Below are 14,025 nucleotides of genomic sequence, written 5' to 3'. Positions count from 1 at the left end.
TACTTCACTGAGAGATTGCGCATGAAAATTTTACTGGTCGATGACGATCTGGAGCTGGGCACCATGCTCAGCCAGTATCTGATAGCCGAAGGGTTTGATGCCACGCTGGTACTGAGCGGCAAGGCAGGGATTGAGGGAGCCATGTCGGGCGAATACAGCGCGATGATTCTGGACATCATGCTGCCGGACATGAGCGGCATTGACGTGCTGCGACAGGTGCGCCAGAACTGCCGCTTGCCGGTGATTATGCTCACGGCTAAAGGCGATAATATCGACCGCGTAATCGGGCTGGAAATGGGCGCGGATGACTACGTGCCCAAACCGTGTTACCCGCGTGAACTGGTGGCTCGTCTGCGTGCCGTGCTGCGCCGCGTTGAAGAGCAGCCGGTGATTGTTGAGAGCAAAGAACTGGCCTGCTGGGGAGAACTGACCCTGAATCCGGCCACCCGCATCAGCGAGTGGAAAAAGCGGCCCTTCGACTTAACCGCCTCCGAGTTTAATCTGCTGGATCTGCTGCTGCGCTCACCCGATCGCGTGGTGTCAAAAGATGAGCTGTCGGAAAAAGGACTGGGCCGCCCGCGTGAAGCTTACGATCGTAGCGTGGACGTACACATCAGCAATATCCGCCAGAAGCTGGCCGCACTGACCAGCGACACCATCACCATTGAAACGGTGCGCAGCATAGGCTATCGCATTCGATGAAAGCAGGATTTCGTGGTTTTCTGTTCTGGAAAATCCTGCTGGGATTCTGGCTGACGTTTCTGATCATGAGCCAGCTGTTATGGCTCGGCTTCCAGCTGTATGGCAAACATCATGAGCCGCCGGAAAACCTGACGGCACGCCGCATTGTCAATCTGCAGATGACCTCGGCCGTTTCCGTCCTGCAGCGGGGAGGGATGGATGCGCTGAATGATATGATGGCGGACTGGTCCCAGAGCGACCGCCGCTTTTTTTCGGTCCAGCTGATGCAGAAACCGCCTCAGGAACTGCCGCGTGGTGACCTCGACCGGGACTTACGGCCCGGCGAATTCCCCAAAGAGGTGATTGAATGGGTGACGGGCGCCGATGGTTTGCAATACCAGTTACGCTATGACGTGCAGGGCCTGCGTGAGGACAGCAAAATGGGTGGCCCACGTCGCAGCTTCCTGAACGTGCCGGAGCCGTTTCTGTTTATCGGCGGGGGAGGGGGACTGTTGTTCAGCCTGTTCCTCGCGTGGAACCTGACCAGACCGATGCGCCAACTGCGTGCAGGGTTCGATCGCGTGTCAAAGGGCGATCTCTCAGTGCGCCTGTTCCCGCAGATGCGCCGCCGTCACGACGAGCTGTCAGTAGTGGCACAGGATTTTGATTCCATGGTGGAGCGTCTTTCGGTGCTGGTGAAAGCGCGTGAAGAGCTGTTGCATGATGTCTCCCATGAGCTGCGTTCGCCGCTTGCCCGCCTTCAGCTGGCAACCGGATTGGCAAGGCAGACGCCAGAGTCGGTTGGACAGTCGCTGGATCGCATTGATGAAGAAGCCCGCAGGCTGGATAAAATGATCGGTGAGCTACTGACCCTGTCGCGCACCGAACACCAGACCCTGCCGGATGAACAGTATTTCGATCTGCTTGGCCTGCTGGAAGCCGTCGCCAACGATGCCCGTTATGAAGCGCAAATCCCGGGTGTGGAAATTCTGCTTTTTGCCGATAAAAACACGGACTACACGGTCAAAGGGGAAGCGAATTTAATTCGCTCGGCGGTAGAGAACGTGGTGCGTAACGCCCTGCGTTTTTCCCGGCAGGGGCAGCAGGTGAAAATCTCACTGCGTCAGGAAAATGGCTGGCTGACCATCAGCGTCAGCGACCAGGGGCCGGGCGTGGATGCCGATAAACTTTCCAGTATTTTTGACCCTTTTGTGCGGGTCAATTCGCCACTTTCCGGAAAAGGTTACGGGCTGGGGTTATCAATTGTCCGTAAGGTATTGCTGGCTCATCAGGGAGAAGTGAGTGCCGTCAACGGGAAGGATGGCGGGCTGGAACTGACGCTTCGTCTGCCACATTGGGTGGTTTAACAGTGCCAGCAGATGCTATTATTCCCGGCTGAAAGCGTGTGTGTTTACGTTCGTGAGGTAGGGAATGAGTAGAGTTGCTCCCAGTAAGCAACAGGAAGTTCAGCGTATTGTTGAAGCCTTGTCGGTGGCGATTGCCCAGCATCGCCTGAAGCCGGGGATGCGGCTGATTGAGGCGCAAATTGTTGAGGTACTGAAGGCCAACCGTAACCACGTTCAGGCTGCCCTGCAGAGAATGGCGCTGGCGCATATTGTGACCATTGAGCCTAACCGTGGTGCCATGGTTGCCCGGCCTGAAGCCAGTGAAGCCCGCGAAATTTTCATTGCCCGCCGAGCCATCGAAAGCGCAATTATTTCCTGTATTACGCCTCAGGAAATGGCTCGCTGTCAGAACGAACTGGCTGCCCAGCAGCAGGCTGAAAAGAGCGCCATCGAACGTGCGGACCGTCGTGAGATCGTTCGCGAACTGAGTCAGTTTCACCTGATGTTGGCCAACATCAGCGGCAATAAAGTACTCAGTGAAATCCTCGCTAACCTGATGGTGCGCAGCTCGCTGATTGTCGCGCTGTACCAACGTAACGATATCCCATCCTGCCAGTGCGATGAACATGGCCAGATTGTCACGGCATTGCAGGCCGGGGATCGGGTGAAAGCTCAGGCGGCGATGATTGAGCATCTGGATGAACTGGAACAGCAGCTGGATCTGAAGGAAACCGTTGCGGATTCTCTGAGCCTGCGTGATGCGTTGGGCACATTCAACTGAACGTACCAGATGTCGGACATCAGGCTGAAACCCGATCCGCAGGCATAAAAAAAGCCCCCTGATTACTCAGAAGGCTTCAGCAGACTTTCGCTGATTACTTTCTGATGCGGATAACCGGGGTTTCGCCCACGGTCACGCTACCAGTCAGTTTCACCAGCTCTTTGATCTCATCCATGTTCGAGATCACAACCGGCGTCAGCGTAGATTTCGCTTTTTCTTCGAGCAGCGGCAGATCGAATTCGATGACCACGTCACCTTTCTTCACTTTCTGCCCTTCTTCAGCAATACGCTTGAAACCTTCGCCTTTCAGCTCAACCGTATCAATGCCGAAGTGGACAAACAGCTCAATGCCGTTGTCAGACTCGATGGAAAAGGCATGATTGGTTTCGAAGATTTTACCGATGGTGCCATCGACCGGCGCTACCATTTTATTGCCAGTAGGTTTGATAGCGATACCGTCGCCAACAATTTTCTCCGCAAACACCACATCCGGTACGTCTTCGATATTGACGATTTCACCGGACAGCGGTGCTACGATCTCAATGGCTCCAGATGCGGTATCTGAATTATTGCCAAAAAGTTTTGAAAACAAACCCATGATCTTCTCCTAAGCAGTAATTTTGGGCCAGCGTCACCAGATATCAGCAGAGTGTTTTTTCTTCAATGAACTTGTTGACCAGGTTCATTAACTCTTCCGCCGTCGGTTGAGCCAGAGCCTGCTCCGCTAATGCCTTCGCATCTTCGAAATTCGTATTCCGAATGATTTTCTTGATGCGCGGGATAGAAATGGCACTCATGCTGAATTCGTCCAGCCCCATTCCCAATAACAGTAGTGTAGCACGTTCATCGCCAGCCAGCTCACCACACATGCCGGTCCATTTGCCTTCAGCATGAGATGCATCAATAACTTGCTTGATCAGCGTCAGCACCGATGGGGTCATTGGGTTGTACAGATGAGAGATCAGGTCGTTACCACGGTCCACCGCCAGCGTGTACTGGGTCAGGTCGTTGGTGCCGATACTGAAGAAATCGACTTCTTTAGCCAGATGATGGGCAATTGCGGCTGAAGCAGGTGTTTCCACCATAATGCCGGCCTCAATGCTCTCGTCAAAGGCTTTGCCTTCTTCGCGCAGCTGCGCTTTCAGTTTTTCCAGCTCGGCTTTCAGCGTGCGGACTTCTTCCACGGAGATCACCATCGGGAACATGATGCGCAGCTTGCCAAAGGCAGAGGCACGCAGGATAGCGCGCAGCTGAGCATGCAGGATCTCCGGACGGTCCATGGCGATACGGATTGCACGCCAGCCGAGGAACGGGTTGTCTTCTTTTGGCAGGTTCATGTACGGCAGATCTTTGTCACCACCGATATCCATGGTGCGTACGATTACCGCCTGCTGACCCATCGCTTCCGCCACGGCTTTATAGGCCTGGAACTGCTCTTCTTCTGTCGGCAGAGCATCGCGGTCCATAAACAGGAATTCAGTACGGTACAGGCCGACACCTTCGGCGCCGTTACGCTCTGCGCCTGCGACGTCGCGCACGGTACCTATGTTGGCGCACACTTCCACCTGGTGTCCGTCCAGCGTGATGGCTGGCAGATCCTTCAGTTTGGCGAGGTCGTTTTTCTCGGTCACGTACTGATTGTGGATCGCCTTCAGTTCGTCGATTTTGTCCTGAGACGGATTCACGTAAATGTTGTTATTTACGCCGTCGAGGATTAGAAAATCGCCGTTCTTGACCTGAGTGGTGACATCGCCGGTACCGACGATGGCGGGCAACTCCAGAGAGCGTGCCATGATCGAGGTGTGAGAAGTCCGGCCACCCAGATCGGTAATAAAGCCCAGCACCTTGTCCAGGTTCAGCTGTGCGGTCTCTGATGGGGTAAGATCTTTTGCAACCAGCAGCACCTCATCAGCGATAGCGCTGAGGTCAACGATGTGCAGGCCCAGAATGTTCTGCAGCAAACGCTTACCGATGTCGCGTACGTCAGCCGCACGCTCTTTCAGGTATTCGTCATCCAGCTCTTCCAGCGCCTTGGCCTGGCCTTCAATCACAGAGAAAGCGGCCGCGTCGGCAGAAGCCAGATCGTCTTTAATCAGGGCTATGATTTCCTGTTCCAGCTCTTCATCTTCCAGCAACATAATGTGGCCTTCGAAGATGGCTTCTTTCTCTTCACCGAAAGTTTCTCCGGCTTTGATTTTGATCGCTTCCAGCTGCGCGGCAGCTTTGCTACGACCATCAAGAAAACGCTGAACTTCCTGCTCAACCTGGTCGGCAGAAATCTTTTTCCGGTTGATGACTATCTCATCTTCTTTCAGCAGAAGCGCTTTACCAAAAGCGATGCCCGGTGATGCTAAAATGCCTGAAATCATAACCCTACCTTTTTAATAACGGTCGACTGCCAGGGCAATCGTTCCGGAAACTGTCGGCCAAATCCACTCAGCGAGCCGGTCACGCAAATGATGATTGCAACACGCTGACTACAGTCGTCTGGCACCGTGGGGTACTTTACGAAAGCAACAACGCGGACATTCTGTCCGCGATCAATATGTTTGCAAAAATTTGCCTGAAAGGCCGCGCGTGAGAAAAGGCGCTTATTCGAGCTCTGCCATCAGTTTGACCAGGTGCTCAACGGCTTTCTGCTCGTCTTCACCTTCCGCAGACAGGGTCACAACGGTGCCCTGAGTCAGACCCAGGGTCTGCAGCTTGAACAGGCTTTTTGCGCTGGCTGATTTACCGTTAGAGGTTACGGTGATTTCAGAGGCAAAGGCTTTAGCTTCTTTCACGAACTGAGCAGCAGGGCGGGTGTGCAGACCGTTAGGTGCGGTAATGGTAACTTCTTGCTGGAACATTATGTTTCCCCAACTTAATTTGGTTTGGTGTTGTCGTTCTAAAGTCTAGCCTGGTGGCGTGACTTTAGCCTGGATGTGTCGCGCTGGCCTGCGTACGAAGACGCGCCAAAAAATGCGCTGGTAAAAGGTCGGGAGGCGACGGGTTAAAACCGGTGATTTCGGACTCGCGTTTCCCTATCTCATTATGCCGCGATTTGCGTTGCCGCGCCAAACCAGTAAATCGATTCAGCTTGATCCATTTCACGCAGCGATTAATTTTGTGGATCGAAATAATTGGGTGCTTAGATACCAGACTGTCACGGGTAAAAGCAATCTACAGGGTGACAAAAGTTTGATGTAGTCCACAAAAAAGCACCCGTTTGGGTGCTTTTTTAGACTAATCCGCACTAATGGCATTACTGTTGCAATTCTTTCTCAGTGAAGAGATCGGCGAACAGAGCAGTACTCAGGTAACGCTCGCCGGAAGAGGGCAGGATCACCACAATATTCTTGTTCGCGAAAGCTTCGTCTTCCTGTAATTTCAGCGCGGCCGCAACGGCAGCACCGGAAGAAATTCCGGCCAGAATGCCTTCTTCTTCCATCAGACGACGGGCAGTTGAAATTGACTCTTCATTGGTAATAGCCACCACGCGGTCGACCAGATTCAGATCCAGGTTACCCGGGATGAACCCAGCTCCGATGCCCTGAATTTTGTGTGGGCCAGGTTTGATCTCTTCACCCGCCAGTGCCTGGGCGATAACCGGAGAATCCGTTGGCTCCACGGCCACGGTGATCAACTCTTTCTTCCCTTTGGTGTTTTTGATGTAACGGCTGACGCCGGTCAGCGTACCCCCGGTACCCACACCAGCAATAAACACGTCCACTTCACCGTCGGTATCTTCCCAGATTTCAGGGCCGGTGGTTTTTTCATGGATTTCCGGGTTTGCCGGATTGCTGAATTGCTGCAGCAGCACAAATTTGTCCGGATCGCTGGCGACAATCTCTTCCGCTTTAGCGATGGCGCCTTTCATGCCTTTCGCACCTTCGGTCAGCACCAGGTTTGCGCCAAGCGCTTTCAGCAACTTGCGGCGCTCAACACTCATGGTTTCCGGCATAGTCAGGGTCAGCTTGTAGCCACGTGCTGCTGCCACATAGGCCAGCGCAATCCCGGTGTTACCACTGGTTGGTTCAACCAGTTCCACGCCCGGTTTCAGAATGCCACGTTTCTCCGCGTCCCAAATCATATTGGCACCGATACGGCATTTAACGCTGAAGCTGGGGTTGCGGGATTCCACTTTTGCCAGAATGCGACCGTTACCGATGCGGTTCAGTCGAACCAGCGGCGTATGACCGATTGTTAACGAGTTGTCTTCGTAGATCTTGCTCATAGCCCGTCCTTAACTGTATGAAATATTGGGAACGCTAAGAGCATACCCCGTTGAGTTTTTCCTGGAAGTAAAGAAATCGTATATATATATGTTATGCAGCAATAAGGGCTAATCAAAAAGCATAAGCCTTAATTTACCCGGCCCAGCGTACTGCGGTAACGGTCAACCCACATCGCCGTGGCGCCACAAACGGCCACTGGCATGATCGCCAGGTTAAGAATCGGAATCATCGTAAACAAACTCACCAGCGCGCCAAACTGCATGTTGTCGGTTTTGTGTCTTTTAAGCGCACTGCGCATCTCACGGAAGCTCACTTTGTGGTTATCAAAAGGGTAATCACAGTACTGAATAGCCAACATCCAGGCGCTGAACAGGAACCACAACAACGGTGCCACCGTCTGACCAAAACCGGGAATGAAATAGAGCAGCAGCAAAATAACGGCCCTTGGCAGATACCATGCCAGTTTCTGCCACTCTCGCTTCATGATGCGGGGGAGATCTTTCACCATGCCAGCCCAGCCACTGTCTGGCAGCGGTTTGCCCGTCAGCCTGCCTTCAAGTTGTTCCGCCAGCAGCCCGCAGAACGGCGCGGCTATCCAGTTAGCGACGGTTGAGAAAAAATAGCTGAAAACCAGCAGAATGGAGATCACCGTCAGTGGCCACAGCAGATAACTGAGCCACTGTAGCCAGCCAGGCACGTAAGACATTAGTGCGGGCATCCAGTGGCCCAGCTGCCAGAACAGCCAGATAAAAGCGCCCCCCATCAGCAGAATGTTCACCAACAAAGGGATGATAACGAAACGTCGGATACCCGGCAGGCGGATCAGCTTCCAGCCCTGGGAAAAATAGTGGATACCATTGGCGGATGGTGGAGTAGGGGATTGGATCATGTCCTGCTTTCCTCAAATTGCGACCTTGCGACGCTATCATAACTCAGCCATTTACGCTGACCAGTGGGGTTTTGGACGAAAAAACAGCAAAAAACCGTGTCGACCCACGCTTATTTGTCAGAAAATACTGCACGGACTTGCACTTGTTAACCTGGGCAAATACAGTTAGAGGATAAAGTTTGCCGCGGTGGCAAGGTATTGGAACAACAGAGAATACAATGATGCAGGATTTGCGTCTGATATTAATCGTTGTTGGCGCGATCGCTATAATAGCGCTTCTTCTTCACGGCCTGTGGACCAGCCGTAAAGAGCGCTCATCCGTTTTTCGCGATCGTCCTCATAAACGTTTAAAACAGCATAGAGAAGAGTCGCCTGACGACGTCGAAGATGGCGTTGGTGAAGTGCGCGTCCAGCGTACCCGCTCGCGTGTGGAAGAAGATGATGAACCTGCTGTAGCGGTGTTTGACCGGGACGAAGCGCCACCGCGTCCGTCAAAATCGCGCGCTCAACCGGAACCGGTTCGCCATCAGCCGCAGGTTGATGAACAGCCTGAACTGGATCCTCTTTTCGGGGGTGAGTTGCCACATGCGCCAGAGCCGGAGTTTGATCAAGAGCCGGTTCGTCGTTCAACGCAGGAAGCACCGCGTCAGCCAGCTGCGCCGCAGCCAGTTCGTCCTGCTCCTGTCGCTCAGCAGCCTCAGGCTGAACCTGAGCTGGAGTATGTCGAAGATCCGGATGAGGAAGAAGAAGCCGCTCAGCCTGCTGCCGCTCCAGTGCAGGAGCGCCTGAAAGAGACCGTACTGGTTCTCCACGTCGGCGCTCATGCCGGGGGTGTACTGAACGGTGAAGCCCTGCTGCAGGGTGTTCTTCAGGCCGGTTTCCAGTTTGGAGAAATGAATATTTTCCACCGTCACCTGAACCCGGCGGGCAGTGGGCCGGTCCTGTTCAGCCTGGCGAATATGGTAAAACCGGGCTCCTTCAACCCGGATGAAATGACTGATTTCTCTACGCCAGGCATCTCTATCTTTATGATGGTACCGTCCTATGGTGATGCGAATCAGAACTTCAAGCTGATGCTGCAGTCAGCCCAGCGTATCGCTGACGATGTCGGTGGTGTGGTGCTGGATGATGAGCGCCGGATGATGACGCCACAGAAGCTGGAAATGTATAAAAATCGTATTCGCGAAGTGATCGAGGCCAACGCCTGATCCTCTCTTAACGAGTCTGAAACTTTCTGAATTCAAGACCCCCGCCTGTCGGGGGTTTTTTATCGCTATGGTGCCGCTATGGAATCCGTACAAAACAAAATTATCGCACTGCAAACTACGCTTCGCCATTACGAATACCAGTATCACGTGCTGGACGAACCCGCCGTGCCGGATGCCGAGTATGACCGCCTGATGGGTGAGTTGCGCAAGCTGGAGGAGGCTCATCCGGAGCTGATTACCCCTGATTCTCCGACCCAACGTGTCGGCGCAGCGCCATTGAGCGCCTTTGAACAGGTTCGCCATGAAGTGCCGATGTTGTCGCTGGATAACGCCTTTGATGAAGAGAGCTACCTGGCGTTCAACAAGCGTGTGCAGGATCGGCTGAAAAGCACAGATGACATCATATTCTGCTGTGAGTTGAAACTGGATGGCCTGGCGGTGAGCCTTCTGTATGAAGATGGCCTGCTGGTCCGGGCGGCAACACGTGGTGATGGCACCACCGGTGAGAATATTACCGCTAACGTCCGGACCATTCGCGCCATTCCACTGCGCCTGCGTGGTGATAATATTCCGGCAAGAATCGAGGTTCGTGGCGAAGTGTTTATGCCACAGTCTGGCTTCGAAGCGTTGAATGAAGAAGCACGCCGCACCGGCAGCAAAGTTTTTGCTAACCCGCGTAATGCCGCCGCCGGTTCGCTGCGACAGCTCGATCCCCGTATTACCGCTAAACGCCCGTTGACCTTTTTTTGTTATGGTCTGGGCCTGCTTGAAGGCGGCGAGATGCCACGCAGCCATATGGCTCGCCTGCAGCAATTTAAAGCCTGGGGCCTGCCGGTCAGCGATCGTATCCGCCTGTGCCATACCTCTGCTGAAGTGCTGGCCTTCTACCGCGAGGTCGAAGAGGATCGCGCCACGCTCGGTTTTGATATCGATGGCGTGGTGATCAAAGTGGATTCGCAGGATCTGCAGGAACAGCTGGGTTTTGTTGCCCGCGCGCCGCGCTGGGCCGTGGCTTTTAAGTTCCCGGCGCAGGAACAGATGACCACGGTACGGGACGTGGAGTTCCAGGTAGGGCGCACCGGCGCGATTACTCCGGTAGCTCGTCTGGAGCCTGTCCAGGTCGCTGGCGTGATGGTCAGCAACGCCACGCTGCATAACGCCGATGAGATCGATCGTCTTGGGCTGCGTATCGGCGACCGTGTGGTGATCCGCCGTGCCGGGGATGTGATCCCGCAGGTGGTGGGAGTGATCGAAGCAGAGCGTCCGCAGGATGCCAGAGAAGTTGTTTTCCCTGTCCATTGTCCGGTCTGTGGCTCTGACGTTGAGCGTGTGGAGGGCGAGGTGGTTGCGCGTTGTACCGGCGGTCTTATCTGTGGTGCGCAACGCAAGGGAGCGCTGAAGCATTTCGTCTCACGCCGTGCGATGGATGTGGATGGCATGGGCGACAAAATCATCGACCAACTGGTCGAGAAAGAGTACGTCAAAACGCCGGCGGACCTGTTCACTCTCACCGCGGGAACATTGACCGGCCTGGACCGCATGGGGCCAAAGTCGGCACAGAATGTGGTTAACGCGCTGGAGAAGGCCAGACAGACCACGCTGGCCCGCTTCCTCTACGCGCTGGGGATCAGCGAAGTTGGTGAAGCTACCGCCGCAAACCTTGCGGCACATTTCGGCTCACTGGAAAAGATTATGGAAGCGGATCTTGAAGCATTGATTGCGGTGCAGGATGTCGGTACCGTTGTCGCTGCGCATGTCCGGAATTTCATGATTGAGGAGAGTAACCGCGAGGTGATCCGCCAGCTGGTTGAGGTGGCTAATATTACCTGGCCTGCGGTTACGGTGGTAAAAGCTGAAGAGATTGACAGTCCCTTTGCCGGGAAAACTGTGGTACTGACCGGTTCGCTGTCCATTTTGTCGCGTGATGAGGCGAAAGATCGCCTGACCGCGCTGGGTGCGAAGGTCAGCGGCAGCGTGTCGAAGAAAACCGATCTGGTGATTGCCGGAGAAGCGGCAGGATCGAAACTGGCAAAAGCGCAGGAGTTGGGGATTGCGGTCATCGACGAAGCTGAGATGATCCGACTGCTGGATGACTAACATGGAAAAAGAGCATCTGATTGAGATAGCCAATACCGAAATGCCCTTTGGCAAATACAAAGGGCGGGTATTGATCGACCTGCCAGAACCCTACCTGCTATGGTTCGCCCGCAAGGATGAATTCCCTGCGGGGCATCTGGGCGAACTGATGCAGCTGACGCTGGCGATTAAAATCGAAGGGCTTGAAGGGCTGGTTAAGCCGCTAAAGAAGACGTAATCCAATTTAGCGGCTCACAGGCCTGTACTGTCCGGCAACAATCAGCGCCATCCTGATGGCGCTGTCAGCATTTATTTCTGCGACTCGACCATGGCTTTGCCTGGTTTTCCTTTCTGTACCTGTTTCTCTGCCAGCTTCTCACCCGCTTTTTTATAGCGTTGTGCAAGCACTGAACAGATCATCAGCTGTACCTGATGGAAAATCATCAACGGTAGTACGATGATCCCTACTGATGCGGAAGGGAACAGGATGTTGGCCATCGGCACGCCGTTGGCCAGACTTTTCTTGGAACCACAGAACAGGATGGTGATCTCATCCGGGCGGTTAAAGCCGAACACCCGTGCGGCCAGCAGGTTGACGAGCAGTACAACAAACAGCAGACCCAGGCTGCCAGCCACGATATAGAGCAGGGTACCCGCCCCCACGCGATGCCAGATACCGTTAACCACTGCCTCACTGAAGGCAGAATAAACCACCAGCAGAATTGAGGCCTGGTCGGTTTTTCCTATCAGCCCACGGTGTTTTTCCACCCATCCGGCAATCCAGCGGCGGGAGATATGTCCCAGCACGAACGGCAGCAGCAGCTGCAGCATGATTTTGCCAATTTGCTCCAGATTACCGCCCGCAGCGTCGTTATGCACGTTCATCACCAGCCCGACCAGCAGGGGGGAAATAAACACGCCCAGCAGGCTGGAAGCCGAAGCGCTGCAAACTGCGGCAGCCACGTTACCCCCCGCAAGCGACGTCAGCGCGATGGCAGACTGAACGGTGGCTGGCAGGATGCACAGATAGAGAAAACCGGTATAGATTTCCGCGCTGACCGGCAGAGGATGCCACCAGACGAACAGCAGGCCGAGGATCGGGAACAGCACGAAGGTGCTGAACATGACCCACAGGTGAAGGCGCCAGTGACTGCCACCGGCGATAATTTTTTCGCGAGACAATTTGGCACCGTGCATAAAGAACAGCAGGGCGATGGCCGCGGTAGTCAGCCATTCAAAGAAATCGACAAAATGACCGCGTGCAGGCAGGAAGGAGGCGAGCAGTACGGTGATAATAAGTTTGACCATCAGGGGATCGAGTCGAAAGAAACGCATTGTTAATGCCCGGTTAAAAAAATCGATAGCGCTATTGTGCGACGGGTGGGTTTAGAAATAAAATTAATTTATTAAATTCTTATATGAAAAAAATCGATGAATTACAGCCTTCGTCAACTTCGTGTGTTTGTCGCCGTTGCTCAGCAGGGCAGTTTCAGCCAGGCCGGACAACTGATTGGCCTCAGCCAGTCTGCTGTCAGCCACAGTATTAAAGAGCTGGAAAGTGAGATGGGCATCCGCCTGCTGGATCGCACCACCCGCGAAGTCTTGCTGACCGAAGCCGGTGAGCAACTGGCCAGCAGGCTTGAGCGGCTGCTGGAAGAATTGAACACCACCCTGCTGGATGTGCGTAGCTACGGGCAGCAGCGCAGCGGCAAGGTGCGGGTTGCCGCGAGCCAGACGATCTCCGCTCACCTGATGCCGCAATGCCTGGCGGGCAGTCAGCTGCATTTTCCTGAAATAAAGGTATTGTTGCGGGACAGACCCCAGCAGTGGGTGTTGCAGAGTATCCGTAATGCGGAAGTCGACTTTGGCATCGTTATCGGGCCACTGTCGGTAGAAGATTTTGAATGTGAGGCCATTCTCGATGAGCCTTTTCTGCTGCTGTGCCGCCAGGATGACCCACTGGCGCGGCAGCAGACTATTCGCTGGCAGATGCTGAATAACCGGCAACTGGTGTTACAGGACTATGCTTCCGGTAGCCGGGTGCTGATTGATGAAGCGCTTCGGGTTCAGCAGGTTCAGGCAGAGATTGTGCAGGAGATTGGTCATCCGGCGACGCTGTATCCAATGGTGGAGGCGGGGATTGGCATCAGTGTTCTTCCCGCGCTGGCGTTGCCGTTACCGCAAGGACGACCCTTACTGGTCAGGAGAATGGTACCGGAAATTAATCGCACTATTATGCTGGTGCGTCGCAGGAACAGGTCACTGACGCCAGCGGCTGAAGCCATCTGGCAGGAAGTACGCCAGCAGGCTGCCCTGCTGACGCAACAACGCGAGAACATGCCAGAGTTTTAAATATAAACGTTCAGCGAGTTGGTTGCCGTGGGACGGTTAACGCCATCCGCAGCTTTAGTGGTCGCAGCCGTCGTCGACTCTTTCTGAGCGTTCTGCTTCTCCGTTGCCTTTTCTGCCTGCTGCTGTTCTATCTGGGCGATCTGAGATTCGATCATCTGGATCTGGCTTTCGATCAGCGTCTGTTCTTCAGACTTTTGCTCGTCGGTCAGTGAACCATCGGTGCCTAAACTTTTTAACTGATTTTGCAACTGAGTGATCTGCTTGTTCAGACTGGCAATTTGTGAGGTTGAGCCACTGCTGTCTGAACTGCTCAGACCGGCCGAGGTACTGCCACTGATAGTTGTCATCTCTGTCTCCTTTGTAATAGACCAAAACGGTTATCGGCGCGGGTCACTGAAGACTTGATGATGAATATCGTAAGGGAAGTGCTAAGAAAGTGAAAAGAGGCGGAAATGACCCGACCTGCTGCAGGTTC

At 54.1% G+C, this 14,025-nt stretch carries 14 protein-coding genes; 7 read left to right on the top strand and 7 right to left on the bottom strand.

Annotation, left to right across the window (positions count from 1 at the left end):
- Nucleotides 1-21 precede the first annotated feature (21 nt).
- The 3 genes from GSQ70_RS10980 to GSQ70_RS10970 all read left to right on the top strand — a co-directional run bounded on the left by GSQ70_RS10980 (nucleotide 22) and on the right by GSQ70_RS10970 (nucleotide 2,808).
- On the top strand, nucleotides 22-702 hold the full coding sequence (locus tag GSQ70_RS10980) for a response regulator transcription factor (protein ID WP_158782569.1): 681 nt from the start codon (nucleotides 22-24) through the stop codon (nucleotides 700-702).
- The gene (locus GSQ70_RS10975; RefSeq protein WP_158782568.1) at nucleotides 699-2,048 is read left to right on the top strand and encodes an ATP-binding protein; all 1,350 of its coding nucleotides are present in this window, start codon (nucleotides 699-701) and stop codon (nucleotides 2,046-2,048) included. The genes GSQ70_RS10980 and GSQ70_RS10975 overlap by 4 nt, the downstream gene beginning before the upstream one ends.
- A gap of 64 nt (nucleotides 2,049-2,112) precedes the next feature.
- Nucleotides 2,113-2,808 (top strand): GntR family transcriptional regulator, encoded by a 696-nt coding sequence (locus GSQ70_RS10970; protein WP_158782567.1) that lies wholly within the window; start codon nucleotides 2,113-2,115, stop codon nucleotides 2,806-2,808.
- A gap of 94 nt (nucleotides 2,809-2,902) precedes the next feature.
- Here GSQ70_RS10970 and crr read toward each other — a convergent pair whose 3' ends face one another.
- The 5 genes from crr to cysZ all read right to left on the bottom strand — a co-directional run bounded on the left by crr (nucleotide 2,903) and on the right by cysZ (nucleotide 7,914).
- Nucleotides 2,903-3,406, bottom strand: a complete 504-nt coding sequence (gene crr, locus GSQ70_RS10965) for a PTS glucose transporter subunit IIA (protein WP_158782566.1) — start codon at nucleotides 3,404-3,406, stop codon at nucleotides 2,903-2,905.
- A 43-nt stretch (nucleotides 3,407-3,449) separates the two neighbouring features.
- Nucleotides 3,450-5,177 (bottom strand): phosphoenolpyruvate-protein phosphotransferase PtsI, encoded by a 1,728-nt coding sequence (ptsI, locus tag GSQ70_RS10960; RefSeq protein WP_158782565.1) that lies wholly within the window; start codon nucleotides 5,175-5,177, stop codon nucleotides 3,450-3,452.
- A 222-nt stretch (nucleotides 5,178-5,399) separates the two neighbouring features.
- Nucleotides 5,400-5,657, bottom strand: coding sequence for a phosphocarrier protein Hpr (gene ptsH, locus GSQ70_RS10955; RefSeq protein WP_034916267.1), 258 nt, complete (start codon nucleotides 5,655-5,657; stop codon nucleotides 5,400-5,402).
- Between the two features lie 395 nt (nucleotides 5,658-6,052).
- Nucleotides 6,053-7,024, bottom strand: a complete 972-nt coding sequence (gene cysK / locus GSQ70_RS10950) for a cysteine synthase A (RefSeq protein WP_158782564.1) — start codon at nucleotides 7,022-7,024, stop codon at nucleotides 6,053-6,055.
- 128 nt (nucleotides 7,025-7,152) lie between these two features.
- The gene (gene cysZ, locus GSQ70_RS10945) at nucleotides 7,153-7,914 is read right to left on the bottom strand and encodes a sulfate transporter CysZ (protein ID WP_158782563.1); all 762 of its coding nucleotides are present in this window, start codon (nucleotides 7,912-7,914) and stop codon (nucleotides 7,153-7,155) included.
- Between the two features lie 218 nt (nucleotides 7,915-8,132).
- Here cysZ and zipA point away from each other — a divergent pair, with 218 nt between their 5' ends.
- The 3 genes from zipA to GSQ70_RS10930 all read left to right on the top strand — a co-directional run bounded on the left by zipA (nucleotide 8,133) and on the right by GSQ70_RS10930 (nucleotide 11,436).
- Entirely contained in the window at nucleotides 8,133-9,122 is a 990-nt protein-coding gene (gene zipA / locus GSQ70_RS10940) for a cell division protein ZipA (protein ID WP_158782562.1), read from the top strand.
- Between the two features lie 78 nt (nucleotides 9,123-9,200).
- On the top strand, nucleotides 9,201-11,219 hold the full coding sequence (gene ligA / locus GSQ70_RS10935; protein ID WP_158782561.1) for an NAD-dependent DNA ligase LigA: 2,019 nt from the start codon (nucleotides 9,201-9,203) through the stop codon (nucleotides 11,217-11,219).
- A 1-nt stretch (nucleotide 11,220) separates the two neighbouring features.
- Complete coding sequence (locus GSQ70_RS10930; protein ID WP_158782560.1) at nucleotides 11,221-11,436, top strand: DUF3820 family protein; 216 nt, start codon at nucleotides 11,221-11,223, stop codon at nucleotides 11,434-11,436.
- A gap of 71 nt (nucleotides 11,437-11,507) precedes the next feature.
- On the opposite strand, the gene GSQ70_RS10925 is transcribed toward GSQ70_RS10930, so the two are convergent.
- Nucleotides 11,508-12,533 (bottom strand): bile acid:sodium symporter family protein, encoded by a 1,026-nt coding sequence (locus GSQ70_RS10925; RefSeq protein ID WP_158782559.1) that lies wholly within the window; start codon nucleotides 12,531-12,533, stop codon nucleotides 11,508-11,510.
- Between the two features lie 96 nt (nucleotides 12,534-12,629).
- Between GSQ70_RS10925 and GSQ70_RS10920 the strand changes: the two genes are divergently transcribed.
- On the top strand, nucleotides 12,630-13,550 hold the full coding sequence (locus tag GSQ70_RS10920) for a LysR family transcriptional regulator (protein ID WP_158782558.1): 921 nt from the start codon (nucleotides 12,630-12,632) through the stop codon (nucleotides 13,548-13,550).
- On the opposite strand, the gene GSQ70_RS10915 is transcribed toward GSQ70_RS10920, so the two are convergent.
- Nucleotides 13,547-13,897: a FlxA-like family protein gene (locus tag GSQ70_RS10915; protein ID WP_158782557.1), complete on the bottom strand. Its 351-nt coding sequence runs from the start codon at nucleotides 13,895-13,897 to the stop codon at nucleotides 13,547-13,549. The genes GSQ70_RS10920 and GSQ70_RS10915 overlap by 4 nt on opposite strands.
- Nucleotides 13,898-14,025 lie beyond the last annotated feature (128 nt).

The organism is Pantoea sp. BAV 3049 (assembly GCF_009765445.1).
GTDB lineage: Bacteria > Pseudomonadota > Gammaproteobacteria > Enterobacterales > Enterobacteriaceae > Erwinia.
Note: the sequence above shows the minus strand (reverse complement) of the source record. Positions and strands in the feature narration are given on the sequence as shown.

Coding starts and splice junctions, on each gene's coding strand:
- GSQ70_RS10925 (WP_158782559.1), bottom strand. CDS start 12,533: ATGCGTTTCTTTCGACTCGATCCCCTGATGGTCAAACTTATTATCACC.
- crr (WP_158782566.1), bottom strand. CDS start 3,406: ATGGGTTTGTTTTCAAAACTTTTTGGCAATAATTCAGATACCGCATCT.
- ptsI (WP_158782565.1), bottom strand. CDS start 5,177: ATGATTTCAGGCATTTTAGCATCACCGGGCATCGCTTTTGGTAAAGCG.
- GSQ70_RS10920 (WP_158782558.1), top strand. CDS start 12,630: ATGAATTACAGCCTTCGTCAACTTCGTGTGTTTGTCGCCGTTGCTCAG.
- zipA (WP_158782562.1), top strand. CDS start 8,133: ATGATGCAGGATTTGCGTCTGATATTAATCGTTGTTGGCGCGATCGCT.
- GSQ70_RS10970 (WP_158782567.1), top strand. CDS start 2,113: ATGAGTAGAGTTGCTCCCAGTAAGCAACAGGAAGTTCAGCGTATTGTT.
- GSQ70_RS10915 (WP_158782557.1), bottom strand. CDS start 13,897: ATGACAACTATCAGTGGCAGTACCTCGGCCGGTCTGAGCAGTTCAGAC.
- cysZ (WP_158782563.1), bottom strand. CDS start 7,914: ATGATCCAATCCCCTACTCCACCATCCGCCAATGGTATCCACTATTTT.
- cysK (WP_158782564.1), bottom strand. CDS start 7,024: ATGAGCAAGATCTACGAAGACAACTCGTTAACAATCGGTCATACGCCG.
- GSQ70_RS10930 (WP_158782560.1), top strand. CDS start 11,221: ATGGAAAAAGAGCATCTGATTGAGATAGCCAATACCGAAATGCCCTTT.
- ptsH (WP_034916267.1), bottom strand. CDS start 5,657: ATGTTCCAGCAAGAAGTTACCATTACCGCACCTAACGGTCTGCACACC.
- GSQ70_RS10980 (WP_158782569.1), top strand. CDS start 22: ATGAAAATTTTACTGGTCGATGACGATCTGGAGCTGGGCACCATGCTC.
- ligA (WP_158782561.1), top strand. CDS start 9,201: ATGGAATCCGTACAAAACAAAATTATCGCACTGCAAACTACGCTTCGC.
- GSQ70_RS10975 (WP_158782568.1), top strand. CDS start 699: ATGAAAGCAGGATTTCGTGGTTTTCTGTTCTGGAAAATCCTGCTGGGA.